The organism is Paenibacillus paludis (genome assembly GCF_042610515.1).
Classification (GTDB): Bacteria; Bacillota; Bacilli; order Paenibacillales; family Paenibacillaceae; genus Paenibacillus_AQ.
In genome coordinates, this window is the sequence record NZ_JBGJZP010000035.1 from 1 (window position 1) to 16,195 (window position 16,195).

At 48.5% G+C, this 16,195-nt stretch carries 16 protein-coding genes, 1 tRNA gene and 2 rRNA genes; 15 read left to right on the forward strand and 4 right to left on the reverse strand.

What is annotated here, in order from left to right:
* The 13 genes from ACAN56_RS34185 to ACAN56_RS34245 form a co-directional block, all read left to right on the forward strand.
* Positions 1-101: ribosomal RNA gene (locus ACAN56_RS34185) — 23S ribosomal RNA — on the forward strand; the annotation flags it as partial.
* Between the two features lie 77 nt (positions 102-178).
* Positions 179-295 (forward strand): 5S ribosomal RNA (gene rrf / locus ACAN56_RS34190).
* Between the two features lie 430 nt (positions 296-725).
* Positions 726-2,183 (forward strand): IMP dehydrogenase, encoded by a 1,458-nt coding sequence (guaB, locus tag ACAN56_RS34195; RefSeq protein WP_038584466.1) that lies wholly within the window; start codon positions 726-728, stop codon positions 2,181-2,183.
* 127 nt (positions 2,184-2,310) lie between these two features.
* Positions 2,311-3,702 (forward strand): D-alanyl-D-alanine carboxypeptidase family protein, encoded by a 1,392-nt coding sequence (locus ACAN56_RS34200; RefSeq protein ID WP_038584469.1) that lies wholly within the window; start codon positions 2,311-2,313, stop codon positions 3,700-3,702.
* 106 nt (positions 3,703-3,808) lie between these two features.
* Positions 3,809-4,690, forward strand: coding sequence for a pyridoxal 5'-phosphate synthase lyase subunit PdxS (pdxS, locus tag ACAN56_RS34205; RefSeq protein ID WP_038584472.1), 882 nt, complete (start codon positions 3,809-3,811; stop codon positions 4,688-4,690).
* Positions 4,691-4,709: 19 nt separating this feature from the next.
* Entirely contained in the window at positions 4,710-5,294 is a 585-nt protein-coding gene (gene pdxT / locus ACAN56_RS34210) for a pyridoxal 5'-phosphate synthase glutaminase subunit PdxT (protein ID WP_038584475.1), read from the forward strand.
* Positions 5,295-5,380: 86 nt separating this feature from the next.
* A complete protein-coding gene (gene serS, locus ACAN56_RS34215; protein WP_076114073.1) occupies positions 5,381-6,667 on the forward strand; it encodes a serine--tRNA ligase in 1,287 nt (428 codons plus the stop codon).
* A gap of 67 nt (positions 6,668-6,734) precedes the next feature.
* A tRNA-Ser gene (locus ACAN56_RS34220) sits at positions 6,735-6,823 on the forward strand.
* Between the two features lie 221 nt (positions 6,824-7,044).
* Entirely contained in the window at positions 7,045-7,365 is a 321-nt protein-coding gene (locus tag ACAN56_RS34225) for an ArsR/SmtB family transcription factor (protein ID WP_379148435.1), read from the forward strand.
* A 99-nt stretch (positions 7,366-7,464) separates the two neighbouring features.
* Positions 7,465-7,983, forward strand: coding sequence for an SRPBCC family protein (locus ACAN56_RS34230; RefSeq protein WP_379148437.1), 519 nt, complete (start codon positions 7,465-7,467; stop codon positions 7,981-7,983).
* Positions 7,984-8,126: 143 nt separating this feature from the next.
* Positions 8,127-8,468: a hypothetical protein gene (locus ACAN56_RS34235; protein ID WP_038584483.1), complete on the forward strand. Its 342-nt coding sequence runs from the start codon at positions 8,127-8,129 to the stop codon at positions 8,466-8,468.
* Between the two features lie 14 nt (positions 8,469-8,482).
* Positions 8,483-8,632, forward strand: a complete 150-nt coding sequence (locus ACAN56_RS34240; RefSeq protein ID WP_038584486.1) for a small acid-soluble spore protein P — start codon at positions 8,483-8,485, stop codon at positions 8,630-8,632.
* Positions 8,633-8,736: 104 nt separating this feature from the next.
* Positions 8,737-9,828 carry a hypothetical protein gene (locus ACAN56_RS34245; protein WP_038584489.1) on the forward strand — a complete coding sequence of 364 codons (1,092 nt, stop codon included), beginning with the start codon at positions 8,737-8,739 and terminating at the stop codon, positions 9,826-9,828.
* A gap of 98 nt (positions 9,829-9,926) precedes the next feature.
* On the opposite strand, the gene ACAN56_RS34250 is transcribed toward ACAN56_RS34245, so the two are convergent.
* Positions 9,927-10,505: a GNAT family N-acetyltransferase gene (locus ACAN56_RS34250; RefSeq protein ID WP_379148441.1), complete on the reverse strand. Its 579-nt coding sequence runs from the start codon at positions 10,503-10,505 to the stop codon at positions 9,927-9,929.
* Positions 10,506-10,535: 30 nt separating this feature from the next.
* Positions 10,536-11,039 (reverse strand): tRNA adenosine(34) deaminase TadA, encoded by a 504-nt coding sequence (gene tadA, locus ACAN56_RS34255; RefSeq protein WP_379148444.1) that lies wholly within the window; start codon positions 11,037-11,039, stop codon positions 10,536-10,538.
* A gap of 320 nt (positions 11,040-11,359) precedes the next feature.
* Between tadA and ACAN56_RS34260 the strand changes: the two genes are divergently transcribed.
* Positions 11,360-13,687 (forward strand): ATP-binding protein, encoded by a 2,328-nt coding sequence (locus ACAN56_RS34260; protein WP_379148446.1) that lies wholly within the window; start codon positions 11,360-11,362, stop codon positions 13,685-13,687.
* Positions 13,677-14,378, forward strand: coding sequence for a 23S rRNA pseudouridine(2604) synthase RluF (gene rluF, locus ACAN56_RS34265; protein WP_038584496.1), 702 nt, complete (start codon positions 13,677-13,679; stop codon positions 14,376-14,378). Before ACAN56_RS34260 ends, rluF begins: the two co-directional genes overlap by 11 nt.
* A gap of 91 nt (positions 14,379-14,469) precedes the next feature.
* Here the strand turns inward: rluF and motB are convergent, their stop codons facing one another.
* Together motB and motA are read right to left on the reverse strand one after the other, a co-directional pair.
* A complete protein-coding gene (motB, locus tag ACAN56_RS34270) occupies positions 14,470-15,285 on the reverse strand; it encodes a flagellar motor protein MotB (RefSeq protein WP_341119302.1) in 816 nt (271 codons plus the stop codon).
* Positions 15,269-16,069, reverse strand: a complete 801-nt coding sequence (motA, locus tag ACAN56_RS34275; protein ID WP_341119303.1) for a flagellar motor stator protein MotA — start codon at positions 16,067-16,069, stop codon at positions 15,269-15,271. Before motA ends, motB begins: the two co-directional genes overlap by 17 nt.
* Positions 16,070-16,195: the final 126 nt, after the last annotated feature.

Below are 16,195 nucleotides of genomic sequence, written 5' to 3' on the forward strand. Positions count from 1 at the left end.
ATTAGTAAGACCCCTTGAAGACGACGAGGTAGATAGGTTGGAGGTGGAAGTGCAGCAATGCATGGAGCTGACCAATACTAATCGGTCGAGGGCTTATCCAAGAATTAAGACGCAGATTTGTTTCGGATTCAGTTTTCAGGAATTAAAGTTCCTGAAGCATTTACGCTGTAAATGCCCGTTTGGTGGCGATAGCGGAGGGGTTCCACGCGTACCCATCCCGAACACGACCGTTAAGCCCTCCAGCGCCGATGGTACTTGGACCGAAGGGTCCTGGGAGAGTAGGACGCCGCCAAGCACACAAAGCCATTGTTGAGTTTCTCAACAGTGGCTTTTTTGTTGGGTTAAAGTGCAAATGGTGGTAGTTAAAGCAATATATAGGCTAATCCCACGCCCTAAAACTACGAATGTACATATACAATAAATGGGTTCTTACAGTGATAATGTCCACTGGATACGGACTTTCGTCCAAGAATTCGCTTACCCGGTGACCGTTTTCCGATTCCCTCCTCCGATGATGTAATATTCTTGACAGGCCAAAAACCCTTTGCTAAGATGGCAATAATATATTTTTGGACAAGCATCTCAAACGTTAATTGAAGATACGGATATGTATAACTTCGCTGTTTAGTTCGGTGTCTATCGGATATGGACTTCAAACCGGAGTTTCTTCATTTATAAAGTTTGTGGGCGGTTAGAATAAAGATAATCGAGGAGGAATGACCCAGGTGTGGGAAGATAAGTTTGGTAAAGAAGGTTTGACGTTTGACGATGTGCTGTTGGTGCCGCGCAAATCCGAGGTACTGCCGAAGGAAGTGGATCTGGCCACGGTACTGAGCAAAAATGTGAAGCTGAATATCCCTCTGATGAGTGCAGGCATGGATACAGTCACAGAAGCAGCTATGGCGATTGCAATTGCCCGCGAGGGAGGCATTGGCATTATTCATAAGAATATGTCAGTGGAGCAGCAGGCTGAAGAAGTAGACCGGGTAAAGCGCTCCGAGAGCGGTGTTATTACTAATCCCTTTTCTCTAACGCCAGAACACTGGGTTTCCGACGCTGAAGTCCTGATGGGTAAATACCGTATTTCCGGAGTACCTATCGTTGATGAAAGCAACAAGCTGGTTGGGATTCTGACCAATAGAGATCTGCGTTTCATTCATGATTTTAATATTCAAATTAAAGAAGTGATGACCCATGAGAATCTGGTCACTGCTGCGGTTGGCACTACTCTCCAGGAAGCAGAAGGTATCCTTCAACGCCATAAGATCGAGAAACTGCCGCTTGTAGATGAGAACAACATTCTTAAAGGTTTGATCACGATTAAAGATATAGAAAAAGCAATTCAATTCCCGAATGGAGCAAAAGATGCTCACGGCCGTCTGCTGGTGGGTGCGGCAATTGGTATTTCCAAAGATACTTTTGAACGTACAGAGGCGTTGGTGAAAGCCGGCGTGGATCTGATTACGGTAGATTCCGCACACGGGCATCATATTAATATTATTGATGCTGTCCGCAAATTGCGTGAACTGTACCCGGATCTTACAATTGTTGCCGGTAACGTGGCAACCGGAGACGCAACCCGTGAATTGATTGAAGCTGGCGCTTCTGTAGTCAAAGTGGGTATTGGACCGGGATCAATTTGTACCACACGCGTAATTGCCGGTATCGGTGTTCCGCAAATTACGGCCATTTACGATTGTGCAACGGTTGCCCGTGAGTACGGCATTCCGATTATTGCTGACGGGGGTATCAAATATTCCGGTGAGGTTACCAAAGCGATTGCTGCGGGAGCATCTGCCGTTATGATGGGAAGCCTGTTCGCCGGAACGGAAGAAAGCCCGGGCGAATCTGAGATTTATCAGGGACGTAAATTCAAGGTATACCGCGGCATGGGCAGTATGAGCGCCATGAAGCAGGGCAGTAAAGACCGTTACTTCCAGGATGATGACAAGAAGCTAGTTCCAGAAGGTATTGAAGGAAGAGTGGCTTTCAAAGGTTCGCTCTCTGATACGGTTCATCAGCTGATCGGCGGGCTTCGTTCTGGTATGGGGTATTGTGGAACGAAGACACTGGAGGAACTGCGCAATGATACATCTTTCATTCGGATTACAGGAGCCGGATTGCGCGAAAGTCACCCTCATGATGTACAAATCACCAAGGAAGCTCCCAACTATTCCCTATAATTAGGCGGTTTCGATAAATTACGGACAGACAGGACTAAATTCGTCCTGTCTGTCTTTTTTTGCAGGTACCCCTGTGTTAGAATAGAACAAGCAATGGATATGAGGATCAAAAGGAGAGTAGTAATCATTGAAGCACAAGCGAAAATTTAGCAGTAAACAATTTGTGATTAAGACAGCGACAGTAGGTCTGCTTTTAAATATGTTAGCTTCTCCAGTACATTCGGTGTTCGCTGATGAAGTGAAGACACCGGCAACGACAGAAAAGGGTACTGCCGCCGGCACTACTGCGGCGAAAGCTGCAGTCAAGATTCCTAGTATAGAATCACTGAAGCTCGAAGTGGATTCGGCAGTGTTGATCGAACCAACTACAGGCGAGGTGCTTTTGTCCCTGAATGCCGATAAGCCTTTGCCTCCGGCAAGCATGACGAAGATGATGACCGAATATCTGGTTGCAGATGCCGTGAAGAATGGCCAGATTTCCTGGGATCAGAAAGTAGTTGTTCAGGAAAATGCCTCCAAGCAGATCGGCTCGCGTATTTTTTTGGCTGAAGGCGATGAACATACGGTAAGAGAGCTATACATAGCAATGGCCGTTGGTTCTGCTAATGATGCCACCGTAGCGTTGGCTGAGCTTGTTTCGTCATCCGAGCAGGAATTTGTAGCTCTAATGAATGAAACTGCAAAGAAGATGGGAATGAAGACGGCTTACTTTATCAATTCTACCGGTCTTGACCGTGCCGATATGCCGGCTAAGTTCCAGCCCAAAGTCGATCGTGAAACCGTAATGTCAGCCATGGACGCAGCGATTCTTGCCAAATATATCGTCACGGACCACCCTGATTTCACAGAATTCACAACCATTCAGTCTTACAAGTTCCGTCAACGGGATGACAAACCGATGGTTAACTACAACTGGATGCTGGAAGCGAACAAGGATATCGCCAACTTTAAGGCATACGCTTATCCCGGCCTTGACGGGCTGAAGACAGGACATACCAACAACGCCGGCAACTGTTTCACCGGTACGGCTGTTCGCGACGGTATGCGGCTGATCAGTGTGGTTATGGGCGCCAACTCGGAAGCACACCGTTTCACGGAAACGAAGAAAGTACTTGATTTTGGCTTCAATAATTTCGAAATCAAACAGGTAGTGGCCCCTAAAGCCGTCATTGCCGGCAATGAAACAGTGCCTGTGCAAAAAGGCAAAAACAAAGATGTGTCCATCGTTACCGATGCCGGAGTTACTTTTATCGTGCCTAAAGGAACGGTTGCACCACAGATTAACACAGCGGTTGCCGTTAATGATGCAGCAACACTGGTAGCCCCGATTGCCAATGCTTCCAAAGTGGGCAAGGTTACTTACTCCTACAAGGTTGAAGGAATGTCTCAGGTTCAGGAGAAGACGGTCAATCTAATTACCGCAGAGGAAGCGGAGAAGGCTGGCTGGTTCAAGCTGCTGATGAGAGCAATAGGCGAATTTTTCAGCGATTTGTTTACAGGAATTAAGAACCTGTTCTAGGGCAGTAATGTCTGGTGCAGTGAATAATCCGAGTAAATAGGTTGTATATATAGCCGCCTTGCGGTAAAGTGGCAAGTTAGATAAGATCAATCGGGAGGCTTGAATCATGGAAACTGGAACATCGCGAGTTAAAAGAGGCATGGCAGAAATGCAAAAAGGCGGCGTCATTATGGACGTCATGAATGCAGAGCAAGCGAAAATTGCCGAGGCTGCGGGTGCAGTAGCTGTAATGGCTCTGGAACGCGTACCTTCTGATATCCGCGCAGCAGGCGGTGTAGCCCGGATGGCTGATCCTACAATCGTAGAAGAGGTTATCAAAGTGGTGAGCATTCCCGTTATGGCCAAAGCCCGTATCGGTCATTATGTAGAAGCGAAGGTTCTTGAATCTCTGGGCGTGGATTATTTGGATGAAAGCGAAGTGCTCACGCCTGCCGATGAAGTATTCCATATCAACAAACGTGAGTTTACAGTCCCTTTTGTCTGCGGAGCGAAAGATCTGGGTGAAGCGCTGCGACGTATTAATGAAGGAGCTTCGATGATCCGCACCAAGGGTGAACCGGGAACGGGCAACATTGTTGAAGCCGTGCGCCATATGCGTGTTATCAACAGCCAGATCCGCAAGGTAACCAACTTGTCCAAAGACGAGCTTTTTCACGAAGCTAAGACTTTAGGTGTTCCTTACGAGCTGCTGCTTGAAGTTCACGAGCTCGGCAAGCTGCCGGTTGTTAACTTTGCCGCAGGCGGTGTAGCTACTCCGGCTGATGCAGCCTTGATGATGCATCTGGGTGCGGATGGCGTATTCGTCGGTTCCGGTATATTCAAATCGGACAACCCCGAGAAATTCGCCCGGGCGATTGTGGAGGCAACTACTCACTTCACAGACTATAAACTGATCGCTGAAGTATCCAAGAACCTTGGCACGCCAATGAAGGGGATTGATATCGCAACTCTGACCCCGGCTGAACGTATGTCGGAGCGCGGCCGTTAATAGAGAGAAGGTTGTCCGGATGAAAATAGGAGTGCTGGCGCTTCAAGGCGCCGTAACAGAACATATTGTCAGTATAGAAAAAGCCGGGGCTGAGGGCCTGCCCATCAAGCGTGTAGAGCAGCTGGCTGAGGTCCAGGGGCTCATTATACCTGGTGGAGAGAGCACCACGATAGGCAAGCTGATGCGCAAGTATGGCTTCATTGAAGCGATACGCGATTTTGCAGGCTTGGGCAAGCCTATTTTTGGAACATGTGCCGGCATGATTGTACTGGCGAAGAGAATCGCCGGCGGTGAGCCCGGACATCTCGAACTGATGGACATTACCGTTGCCCGGAATGCCTTTGGCCGCCAGCGGGAAAGTTTTGAATGTGATCTGGAGGTTAAAGGGATAAATGAGCCGGTGCGTGCCGTCTTTATCCGCGCTCCTCTTATTAATGAAACGGGTCCGAATGTGGATGTGCTCACGGTTTACAATGATGAGATTGTAACTGCGCGTGAAGGCAATCTGCTGGTCTCCTCCTTTCATCCGGAACTGACAGAAGATTACCGGCTGCACCAGTATTTTGCCGATATGGTAGAGGCAAGTCTGGCAGCCAAACAATAGAACTGCATATAAGAACATTCTGACTCTTTCAGTGCTGCAAAACAGCAATTTGAAAGAGTTTAGGCTGTTTTCAGGAGGGAAACTTTGTGCTAGATGTAAAAGTATTGCGCAGTGATTACGCAAAGGTAGAAGATGCGCTTAACAAACGCGGTAAATCGCTCGATTTGATCGCCGGATTTCCGCAGCTGGATCTGCGCCGCCGTGAGCTGCTGCAAGAGACAGAGGGTTTGAAGAACCGCCGGAACATTGTTTCCGGTGATGTTGCCAAGAAGAAGAAAAACGGCGAGCCGGCTGATGATTTAATTGCAGAGATGCGGACCGTTTCTGACCGCATTAAAGAACTCGATGATGAAGTGCGTGTTCTGGAGACTCAGATTGACGAACTGACGATGAGTATCCCGAACATTCCGCATGAATCTGTACCAGTAGGCAAATCCGAGGAAGAGAATGTTGAATTGCGCCGCTGGTCGCAGCCAAGAGAATTCGGATTCACTCCAAAATCACATTGGGAGCTGGCACAGCAGCTGGATATCATTGATTTTGAAGCTGCTGCTAAGGTAACCGGCTCCAGATTTGTTTTCTATAAGGGACTTGGAGCTCGTCTTGAACGTGCCCTGATTAACTTTATGATGGACCTTCACAGTGGAGAGCATAATTATGAAGAGATGCTGCCGCCGTATATCGTCAACAAGGATAGCTTATATGGTACAGGCCAGCTTCCGAAGTTTGAAGAGGATCTGTTCAAGCTGCGGGATACCGAGTACTACTTAATTCCTACGGCTGAAGTCCCAGTGACGAATTACTATCGTGAGGAGATTTTGACAGCGGCAGACCTACCCAAATATCATGTCGCTTACAGCTCCTGTTTCCGTTCTGAAGCAGGGTCGGCAGGACGTGATACCCGCGGACTTATCCGCCAGCACCAGTTCAACAAGGTGGAGCTGGTGAAGCTCACCACCCCTGAGACCTCGTATGAGGAGCTTGAGAAGATGACAGCGGATGCGGAGCGTGTACTGCAGCTTCTGGGGCTGCCATACCGTGTCCTGGGCCTATGCACTGGAGATATGGGCTTTACATCGGCTAAGACTTACGATTTGGAGGTTTGGCTGCCGGAGAGCGGCATGTACCGTGAAATCTCCTCTTGCTCCAATACGGAGGACTTCCAGGCGCGCCGGGCGAATATCCGTTTCCGCAAGGAACCCAAATCCAAGCCGGAGTTTGTTCATACGCTGAATGGCTCTGCACTGGCTGTCGGCCGGACGGTCGCCGCTATTCTGGAGAACTACCAGCAAGAAGATGGCAGCGTCCAGATTCCAGAGGCCCTTCAGCCGTATATGCGTAATGTAAAATGTATTAGTCCTAAAGTTTCTTAATAAAACAGTTGCTTAATGTTTGTATAGTGTGGTATAATTCCTAATGCATGTGAAATTTAGATGCATTGGAGAGGTACCGAAGCGGTCATAACGGGGCGGTCTTGAAAACCGTTAGGGTGCAAGCCCACATGGGTTCGAATCCCATCCTCTCCGCCATTTCCTTTAATTGAATGAATTTACAGATAGAAGCCGCCTTCCTTGGAAGGCGGCTTTTTTGTACAGCAGGTTGAGAAAAATAAGGTTGTGGAATTTAATTTTTTAAATATTCCTTTACAGGAATATTCCCGTGATGGTATATTTATATCGAGCAAGGGAATACAAAAGCCAGACACTTAATGAAGGGTACGTACCTTCACAGCTAAGAATGGATGATGACTATGAATTCGAATGTCATGAGTGCCTTGGCAGAGCCTAACCGCCTGCAGATTGTTGAGCTTTTGCGCGAACGCCCGCTAACTGTAGGGGAAATCGCTGAAAGGCTGCAACTGCGCCAGCCTCAAGCATCCAAACATTTGCGTGTTCTAAGTGAGGCTGGCATCGTGGAGGCCCGGGTGGACGCTAACCGCCGGATCTATAGCCTGCTGCCGGAACCTTTTCAGGAGCTGGAGAATTGGCTGAGGAGCTATCGCCACATCTGGGAGGAGCGGTTCGACCGGCTGGATGACTATTTACAGAAAGTACAAGGTAGCAAGCAGTAGAAGAGCAGCAAGATTGAATAAGAGATGATGGATGAGCTTTGCGAACGCTGTGGCAGAACTGTCTTAACCCACTAAGGAAGATCGAGGAGGAAATTAAAAATGGCAAATGAAATGGTATCCAAGGTAGAGGATAAGGTACTTATTCTGGAACGTGAGTTCAAAGCCCCTCGGGAGCTGGTATTTCAGGCGTTTTCGCAAGCAGAGCATCTGAAGCATTGGTGGGGGCCGAGAGGCTGGTCGCTGCCGGTATGCCATATGGATTTCCGCGTGGGCGGAGTCTGGCATTATTGTATGAAGTGCGAGGACAAGAACCAGGGTGATTTCTATGGTATGGAATCATGGGGCAAGGGTGTGTACCGTGAGATCGTTGCACCAGAGAAGATCGTGTATGTAGATTATTTCTCCGATGCGGAGGGCAACGTTGCAGATGATATGCCTGAGACGCTCGTTACCCTAATCTTCGTCGAAACAGAAGATGGGACTAAAGTCATTAATCGCGCGGAATATGCGACAGCAGAAGCACTGCAGCAGGTGCTGGATATGGGTATGCTGCAGGGCATCACAGATACCTGGAACAGACTGGTTGAGCATTTGGACTCGATCCGGAAGATCGGTTAAAGGATAAAAGTCCTGCATATACGAAGGTCATTCCTCTTAGAAGGAGTGATCTTTTTTTATTCTTATTTATGGAACCTGTTCCAGAGGGAATAAAAATCCTCTTTTCTCCGCAATGTATTAAAGAAGGGAGGCTGATAAGAACAATGAACCGACAATTACAACTGGACCAGCAAAGTCTGGTTACCGCATGGCAGGAGCGTCTGCCTGCACTGATGGAGGATGGAGACAGCTTTAGTGTGCAGGGAGATGCAGCTGACCAGAACAGTCTGCTGATTCATTTCAATGCGGCAGGGCGGCAGGATTATTCTCTTGATTTTCGCTGCACTTATGTCGATAGCCGTGAAGTGGCTGTGAATCTGATTGATGCCGAGCAGAGCGGAAGGAATACCGATGAGCGTACCGATGCCGTACAATTACTGGCCCAGCAGTATACAAGACAGATTCATGAATGTGCACAAGCGCTACAAGATTTAACTAATCCATAGGAGGGGAATAAGAAATGAGCAAGCCTAAAAGTATGCCGGTTCCCGGGGTAGACACCAATCATGAGCCTAGAGGAGAACATCATTCTTCAGCGCCCAAGCCGCTTTCCGGCTCCAAAAAGGTCAAACAGGCTAACCATGTAGATCATCATAATCCGCAGGGATAACACCTTCGGAAAAGAAAGGAGAAATGAACTGTTTCCCCTTTTTGCCAAATGGTTTATCATTAGGAAGGGGAAACAATTTTTTTACATGGGAGAGGAGAACAACAATGAACAAAAAATGGGGGTTATCCGCTTCCGCATTGCTGCTTGCAGCTGCAATTATTTTGCCGGGATGCGCGAACAAACAAGAGGCACCAAAAGAGGCCCTGAAATCGGCCGCCGCTAAAGCGACTGCATTGACTTCATATGAAATGAAGAGCAAGCTAGTCATTAACAACCTGACAGTGGAAGCCGGTGAAGGTACAACGGATGCCACGACAGGTATGGTGCTCAGTATGCTGAAGAACGCTGATATTTCCGTGAATGGGGTATACCAAGCGGATCCGATGCAGACAGAAATGACTATGGTACTGAACCTGAAGGGTGATATGGCGATGTCCTTTAACATCCCTATGGTAATGACCGCAGAGAAGATGTACGTCAAAGTACCGTCGATTCCGTTCTTGCCGCTTCCGGAGACAATTGTAGGGAAGTACGTAGAGCTTGACCTGAAGGAACTGGCAGAGCAGGGCGGCACCGAATGGAGCCCGGCTTCAGTAGACACGCAAAAAATGCAAAAGCTCTCCAATGAAGTGGTAAGCACACTGTTGGCCGAGTATGATGAAGAGAAATATTTTACCGACATCAAACCTAAAGATGCAGCATTGCCGGAGGACGTCAAGGCTAAACAAGTGGTTCAGTTCCAGGTGACCAATGACAATGTCAAAGAAGCACTTACAATCCTCGTGAATAATGCACTGCCGAAGATTATTGATATTGTGGGTAAGGAAGAATACAAGACTATGCTGCAAATTGACGAGGCTGATTTAGCCAAAGCCAAAGAAGAACTGCAGTCCAGCGAGACCCGTGCCGAGGTCGACAAAGGATTGGCTGATTTGAACAAGTATCTTACGATCAACCAATTCAAACTCGATACCGCGATCGACAAAGATAGCTTCCCTGTATACCAGAACCTGTTGATGGATATCATCGTCAAAGATCCTGAGCAAGGAACGAATGTCAGCCTGTCATTAACCGGAAGCAACCAATACAGCAAAGTTAATGAGAAGCAGACCTTCACGATTGGCATCCCGCAGGGCGATGATGTAGTTACAATGGAAGAGCTGCAACAGCAGTTCGGTGGAATGGGCACTTATTAATCTAAGCAACATAGAAATCCCGCATGAGTGCGTATTGTTCGCGCTCATGCGGGATTTTTTTGTCCAAATATAAGAATTTATATGCTTCACGCTTTAAATTATCCTTCTATTTCTCGCTGAAACGGATAGTAATCATCAGCCAGAATAGCGTAGGTGCGGTGGTCCTGCCACTGACCATTGATTTTAATGAAACGCCGGGCAATTCCTTCTGCCTGAAACCCGTTCTTCTCCAATACACGGCGGGAGCCTTCGTTATGCAGCAGGATGCAAGCCTGTACCCGATGCAGCCCAAGAGCATGGAAGGCATACTCCAGGATTAAGCCTACAGCGGCGCTGGTATACCCTTTTCCTTGTACCTCATGGTCAATAAAATAGCCGATATCGGCATATTGTCCGACGCCACGTACCACATTGGAAATGGTAACCTGCCCAATTAATTGTCCGTCCAGCAGGAAGATGCCAAACATATAGGCTCTATCCTGACGGGCATCCTCCAAACGCTGGCCAACGAGCTGCTTCTGGCTTTCAAGGGTAAAATAATCGTCCTCGCGCAGTGGTTCAAACGGCTGATGCTGTACCTTGTTGCGCAGGCGCAGCTGAAGCAGCTCATCTGCATCCTGGAGCTGCAGCAGGGAGAGATAGATACCTTGAGACGTATTGTACAGTTTAAGAGACATATAATCCTCCTTGGTCATTTTTGCGAATAACTATAGCTTGGACGGCTTCTGGCGCAAGCGGCGGAAAAAGGAAGTCAGCAGATCCGCACACTCCTCCTGCAAGATACCTTGAATGACTTCGGTCCGGTGATTGAACCGCGGTTCCTCCAGGAGATTCATGAGGGTGCCTGCACAGCCGGCTTTAGGGTCTGTTGTGCCATATACCGTGAGAGGGACTCTAGATTGAACCATGGCCCCCGCACACATCGGACAGGGCTCAAGGGTAACGTAGAGCCGGCAATCGAGCAGCCTCCAGGAGTTCAAAGCTATACTGGCCTCGCGGATGGCCACCATTTCAGCATGAGCCGTGGAGTCCATTGTGGTCTCACGCAGATTGTAGCCGCGCCCGATGATTTCGCCATGGCGGACAATTACTGCTCCGATGGGCACCTCGCCCAGTGCCTCTGCTTTGCGGGCTTCCGCAATCGCCTCCCGCATCCAATATTCATGAGCCTCCTGCTCTTCGGGCGGCAGTTCATCAAGTAATATATTCAAGTGCATCTTCCCTTCGTATTCTGTACCTTGTGCAACGAACAAATATTCGTTCTGAACAAATTGTGTATAAGTCTGTGGATAACCGCCGACTTATACACAATATTGTACACATCAGAATTTAATAAATTGTTTATATGTGTATAGCCTGTGGATTAACCTTATGTTTTTCTTATCCATTGTAGAGAAACTCCCTATAAAATTCAATGCTTCGCAAAATATGCCCCGTCTCTGAAATGTCTTTTCAAATGGATAGGCAAAAGGTATGATATTCATGAACACTCCGCTAGGATTTACCAGCGGATAAGAGGTGAAAAAGCAGCTTGTCCATAAAAACAAAATTATCGGCTATTATTTTTGGTTCGGTACTGCTGATCTTGGCGCTCAATCTTACACTGAATCTTTACGCGGCCCGGGATAATCTGCGTATTGAAAGTGAAAATAATATGAAGATGACCGCCATGCAGGTTGCCGTTTCAGTCGAACAGAGCAGCTATAGCTCGAACTATGTGCAGTATCAGCTGGCCCAGAACCTGCGGATGGCCGCCATTTTAGCCTCTGAAGAGCTTGACCCGGATATCAAGAATGTGAAGAATGAACAGCTGGTGTACCTGGCGGATAAGCTCGGTGTGTCTAATATTTCACTTCTGGTCAAGACTGATGATGATATAGTGGTTGCCAAATCGTCTGATCCTAATGAGATTGGACTGCCTACCAAAGGAATGGGGTATTGGTACGTCGCATTTCTCGAGCTGTTTGCCGGTCAGAAAGTATCCGTTCAGCAGGGGCAGAGCCTTGAGAATTTCTGGTCCGGACCTTTTGAATATTCGACTTCCAATCCTAAGTTCATTGAAAAGTGGGGATATTATCACGATGCCTCGACTAACTACATCATAGATCCTTACATACGCAGTACAGCAGTGAGTGATTACGTCAAAATTATGAATCCCGACGAGATCGTTCAGCAGTCCAAAGAGGTCAATCCGGGACTTCTGGAGGTCACAGGAATCAATCCCAAAACCTTTGCCTCTGCAAGCATGATGCCTAATGGTGAAGACCGCGTGAATGAGAAGCTGCGCAGCCGTCCTATTAAATTCGGCACCTATATCTTTGGCAATGTGGAGGAGGATAAGTCGGCGATGATGGCAGCCCTCGGCAAAGGGCAGCCGGTCACGCTGGATACGGAGGCTCTTGGCAAAAGAGTGCTCAAAAGCTTCATTCCGATCAGCCAGCCGGGTGCTGATGATTATGTTGTCTCTGTAGTCATGGACTATTCGGTCATTTCTTCGGTCATCAAAGACCAATTGTTCAATAATATCACTACTTCATTGTTGCTGCTTATCATTTTTTTCGTGTGCAGCTATGTGCTTGCCGGCGTGGTAACCCGTCCGATTCAGGATATTCTGGCCAAGGTCAATGATGTGGCCAAAGGCAAATTTGAGCCGCCGTTAAAGGTGGGCAGCCGCGATGAGCTGGGACAGCTGGCCCACAGGATTAATGCGATGACCTCCCATCTTTCCCAGCATACGAACCGGCTAGGGCAGACACTGGAAGAGAACCGGGCGGTTAAAGAACATTTGGAATCGGTGATTAACGGCACCTCCGATGCGATTCATACTGTAGATATGGATGGACGGATCACCAGTACGAACAGAGCATTTGAGGATCTGTACGGCTGGAGTGCCGCAGATGTCCTGGTTAAGCCGCTTTATCTGGTGCCGGCTACGGTGCAGAAACAGGAAGAAGAAAGGCTGAGGGAGCTGAAGAATGGCGCTGTTCTGCCTCCGGTAGAGACTGTAAGGCTGAAGCGGGACGGCTCGATGGTCGAAGTTAGTGTCAGCACCTCGATCATTCGTGACGAAGAGGGACGCCCACAGGCCTTTGTCCACGTATCCCGTGACATGACAGAGCGCAACCGGATCGAAGAGCTGCTGAGACGCTCAGAGAAGCTGACTACGGTGGGACAGCTGGCCGCCGGGGTTGCCCATGAAATCCGTAATCCGCTGACAACGCTACGGGGATTCCTGCAGCTTCAACAAGAAAAGCAGGTACTGGTTCCGCTGCACATTGACTTAATGCTCTCCGAACTGGAACGAATTAATCTCATTGTGAGTGAATTTCTGATTTTGGCCAAGCCGCAGGCAGTTCACTTTCAGCAAAAGGATGTCCGGCACATTCTAAATGATGTAATTTCCCTTCTGAGCAGCCAGGCCCATCTCTTTGGCATAGAGTTTGAGTCACGGTTTGCAGAGCTGCCGGCAACGGTGCATTGCGAGGAGAACCAGCTCAAGCAGGTGTTTATTAATATCGTCAAGAATGCCATTGAAGCCATGCCGGACGGTGGAACCATCACGCTGGAGCAGTATATGGATGAAGACTCCGTTGTTATTGTGATCTCTGACGAGGGAGGCGGCATTCCCGATTATATGCTGCCCAAGCTGGGCGAGCCGTTCTATACCAATAAAGAGTCAGGGACGGGACTTGGGCTGATGGTCAGCCAGCGGATTATCCAGGCTCACAAAGGCAGTCTGGAGATTCGCAGTGAATACGGTTGCGGGACGGAGGTTATTATTAAACTGCCCGCACCAGTTGAACCTGCTGCAGAGCAGGGCATGAATAAAGAACGGAGTGAAGACAATCATGAGAATTAATAAATTCATCAGTGAGACAGGCTATTGTTCACGCCGTGAAGCAGACAAGCTGGTGGAAGGCGGCAGGGTTACCATTAACGGTGAGCCGGCCGTACTCGGCAGCCAGGCCGTTCCGGGCGATGAAGTACGGATTGATGGCAAGCCGCTGGAAACGGGAAGCCAGATCGTCTACATTGCGCTTAATAAGCCGGTAGGCATCACATCGACCACGGAAAGCCACATTCAGGGGAATATCGTTGACTTTGTCGGGCATCAGGAGCGCATCTTTCCGATCGGCCGGTTGGACAAGGACTCAGAGGGGTTAATTTTGCTTACCAATGATGGAGACATCGTTAACAAGATATTGCGGGCCGAAGGCAAGCATGAGAAGGAGTACGTAGTCACTGTAGACCGGCCTGTCACGCCTTCCTTCATTTCCGGGATGTCGAGTGGAGTGAAGATCCTGGGCGGCAGAACGCTGCCCTGTGAAGTGACAAGAATGACAGAGCGGGTATTCCGCATTATCCTGACTGAAGGCAAGAACCGGCAAATACGCCGCATGTGCAGCGCCTTTGGCTATGAGGTCAGAAAGCTGCAGCGCATCCGGGTCATGAATATCCGCCTTGGGACGCTGCAAACCGGAGAGTGGCGTGAGCTGTCGCCTCAGGAGAAGCAAGAGCTCGGGGAAATGCTAAACTATGAGCTGCAGTAGCCAGTAAGAAAGTGCTGCCGAAGAAAGCAAAGAGCTGTTCCAGAAGATCTCCCGCGGGATCTTTGGAACAGCTCTTTTATCTGAGTGCCTATTATTGGTTAGGGAGGGTAACGCCCTTTGGTTCAGTAACTTCTTGATATTTGCGCAGGATAGAAACTTCTACGCGGCGGTTCTTGGCCCGTCCGGCAGTTGTGTCATTTGGGGCGATTGGATGGTATTCCCCGTATCCGATAGGACTGAATTTAACGGGATTCAGATTCGGATTCAGCAGCAGAATTTTCATGAAATGCAGTGCACGGTCTACGCTGAGGTCCCAGTTAGATGAGTAGCTGCTATTGGAAATTGGAATATTATCCGTATGCCCTTGTACAAGGACGTCATAATCAGGAAATTGCTGCAGCATGTTCGAGATTGATTTGGCAAGCTGGCGGGAATCATCCTTTACGTCAGCCTGTCCTGAAGCAAACAGAGCGTTGTCGCTGATGGTAATCATCAATTGCGATTGATTCAGCTTGGTGCTGAGCAAATCGGTCAGCCCGTTCTTTTCAATATATTGATCAAACTGCTTTTTTAGTTTCTCCAGATCCTCTTGCTCTTTCGCCCGCAGCTTGGCCATGTCGGATTCGCCGGTATTCTTATCAATAACACTGTTCATTTTATCTTGTTTACCCTGATCAAGCTGGGTATTTGTCGGGGCATCGGAACGATATTCCAGAACACCGCCACCACCGCTGAGCGCAGAGCTGAAGGCGTCAGCCATGTCTTCAAATTTCTTGGCGTCTGTAGCACTCATGGCATACATAACGAGGAACAGCGCCACCAGAAGCGTCATCAGGTCGGAATAGGGTAATAGCCAGGATTCATCGGCATGCTCTTCGTGTTCTTCATGTCTAGTCTTTTTGCTCATTTGAGCCGCCTCCCTTTTCGATTAGCTTGACGCGTTCAGAAGGTGTTAGGAAGACGGAAAGCTTCTGATTGATAGCGATTGTCGATACTCCGGATTGAATAGACAGCAGACCCTCTACCATCATCAGCCGGATTTCAATTTCACGCTTAGAAATTCTTTTGAGCTTGTTGGACATAGGATGCCACATTACATAACCGGTGAAAATACCGAGCAATGTAGCAATAAAGGCTCCGGCAATTGCGTGGGCCAGAACGTCCATGTCACTCATATCCGCCAGAGCGGCAATCAGCCCGATAACGGCACCCAATACCCCTAGGGTAGGAGCGTACATCCCCGCTTGTGAGAAGATCAGGGCTCCCGCTTTATGTCGATCTTCTGTAGCATGAATATCTTCCATTAACACATCGCGGACAAATTCCTGGTCGTTGCCGTCGATAATCATCCGCATACCGTTACGGAGGAAGTTATCTTCGATCTCATCGACCTTGGACTCCAGCGCCAACAGACCTTCGCGCCGGGTAATGGAAGCCCATTCCATGAACATTGTAATCAGTTCAGCTTTGCTGACCATCTTTTTCTTAATAAAGAGGATCTTGAACAGCTTGGGTACATTCTTGACCTCCGACATGGGAAAGGCCACAAAGATTGAGGCAGTCGTACCAAGAAAGATAATGACATAAGCTGCCGGATTTTCCAAGCTGGTAAGCGGGGCATGCTTGAGCATCATTCCCCAGACAACTGCGATGAGACCAAATACTAAGCCTAGTAATGTTGAAATTTCCATTTATGCACCTCGTCCATGAGAATTAAGAAGTGATCCGTTCAGACCGCATATTTCATCCTTGAACAGCGGCGGGACACCCTGCACGTAACCAAATCACGTATATTCTTATTTATCGACAGCATTCCG

Excerpts from the sequence above, each read along its gene's own strand:
- pdxS (WP_038584472.1), top strand. The coding sequence starts at position 3,809 with ATGGAAACTGGAACATCGCGAGTTAAAAGAGGCATGGCAGAAATGCAA.
- pdxT (WP_038584475.1), top strand. The coding sequence starts at position 4,710 with ATGAAAATAGGAGTGCTGGCGCTTCAAGGCGCCGTAACAGAACATATT.
- ACAN56_RS34225 (WP_379148435.1), top strand. The coding sequence starts at position 7,045 with ATGAATTCGAATGTCATGAGTGCCTTGGCAGAGCCTAACCGCCTGCAG.
- ACAN56_RS34230 (WP_379148437.1), top strand. The coding sequence starts at position 7,465 with ATGGCAAATGAAATGGTATCCAAGGTAGAGGATAAGGTACTTATTCTG.
- ACAN56_RS34235 (WP_038584483.1), top strand. The coding sequence starts at position 8,127 with ATGAACCGACAATTACAACTGGACCAGCAAAGTCTGGTTACCGCATGG.
- ACAN56_RS34240 (WP_038584486.1), top strand. The coding sequence starts at position 8,483 with ATGAGCAAGCCTAAAAGTATGCCGGTTCCCGGGGTAGACACCAATCAT.
- ACAN56_RS34245 (WP_038584489.1), top strand. The coding sequence starts at position 8,737 with ATGAACAAAAAATGGGGGTTATCCGCTTCCGCATTGCTGCTTGCAGCT.
- ACAN56_RS34250 (WP_379148441.1), bottom strand. The coding sequence starts at position 10,505 with ATGTCTCTTAAACTGTACAATACGTCTCAAGGTATCTATCTCTCCCTG.
- rluF (WP_038584496.1), top strand. The coding sequence starts at position 13,677 with ATGAGAATTAATAAATTCATCAGTGAGACAGGCTATTGTTCACGCCGT.
- motB (WP_341119302.1), bottom strand. The coding sequence starts at position 15,285 with ATGAGCAAAAAGACTAGACATGAAGAACACGAAGAGCATGCCGATGAA.
- motA (WP_341119303.1), bottom strand. The coding sequence starts at position 16,069 with ATGGAAATTTCAACATTACTAGGCTTAGTATTTGGTCTCATCGCAGTT.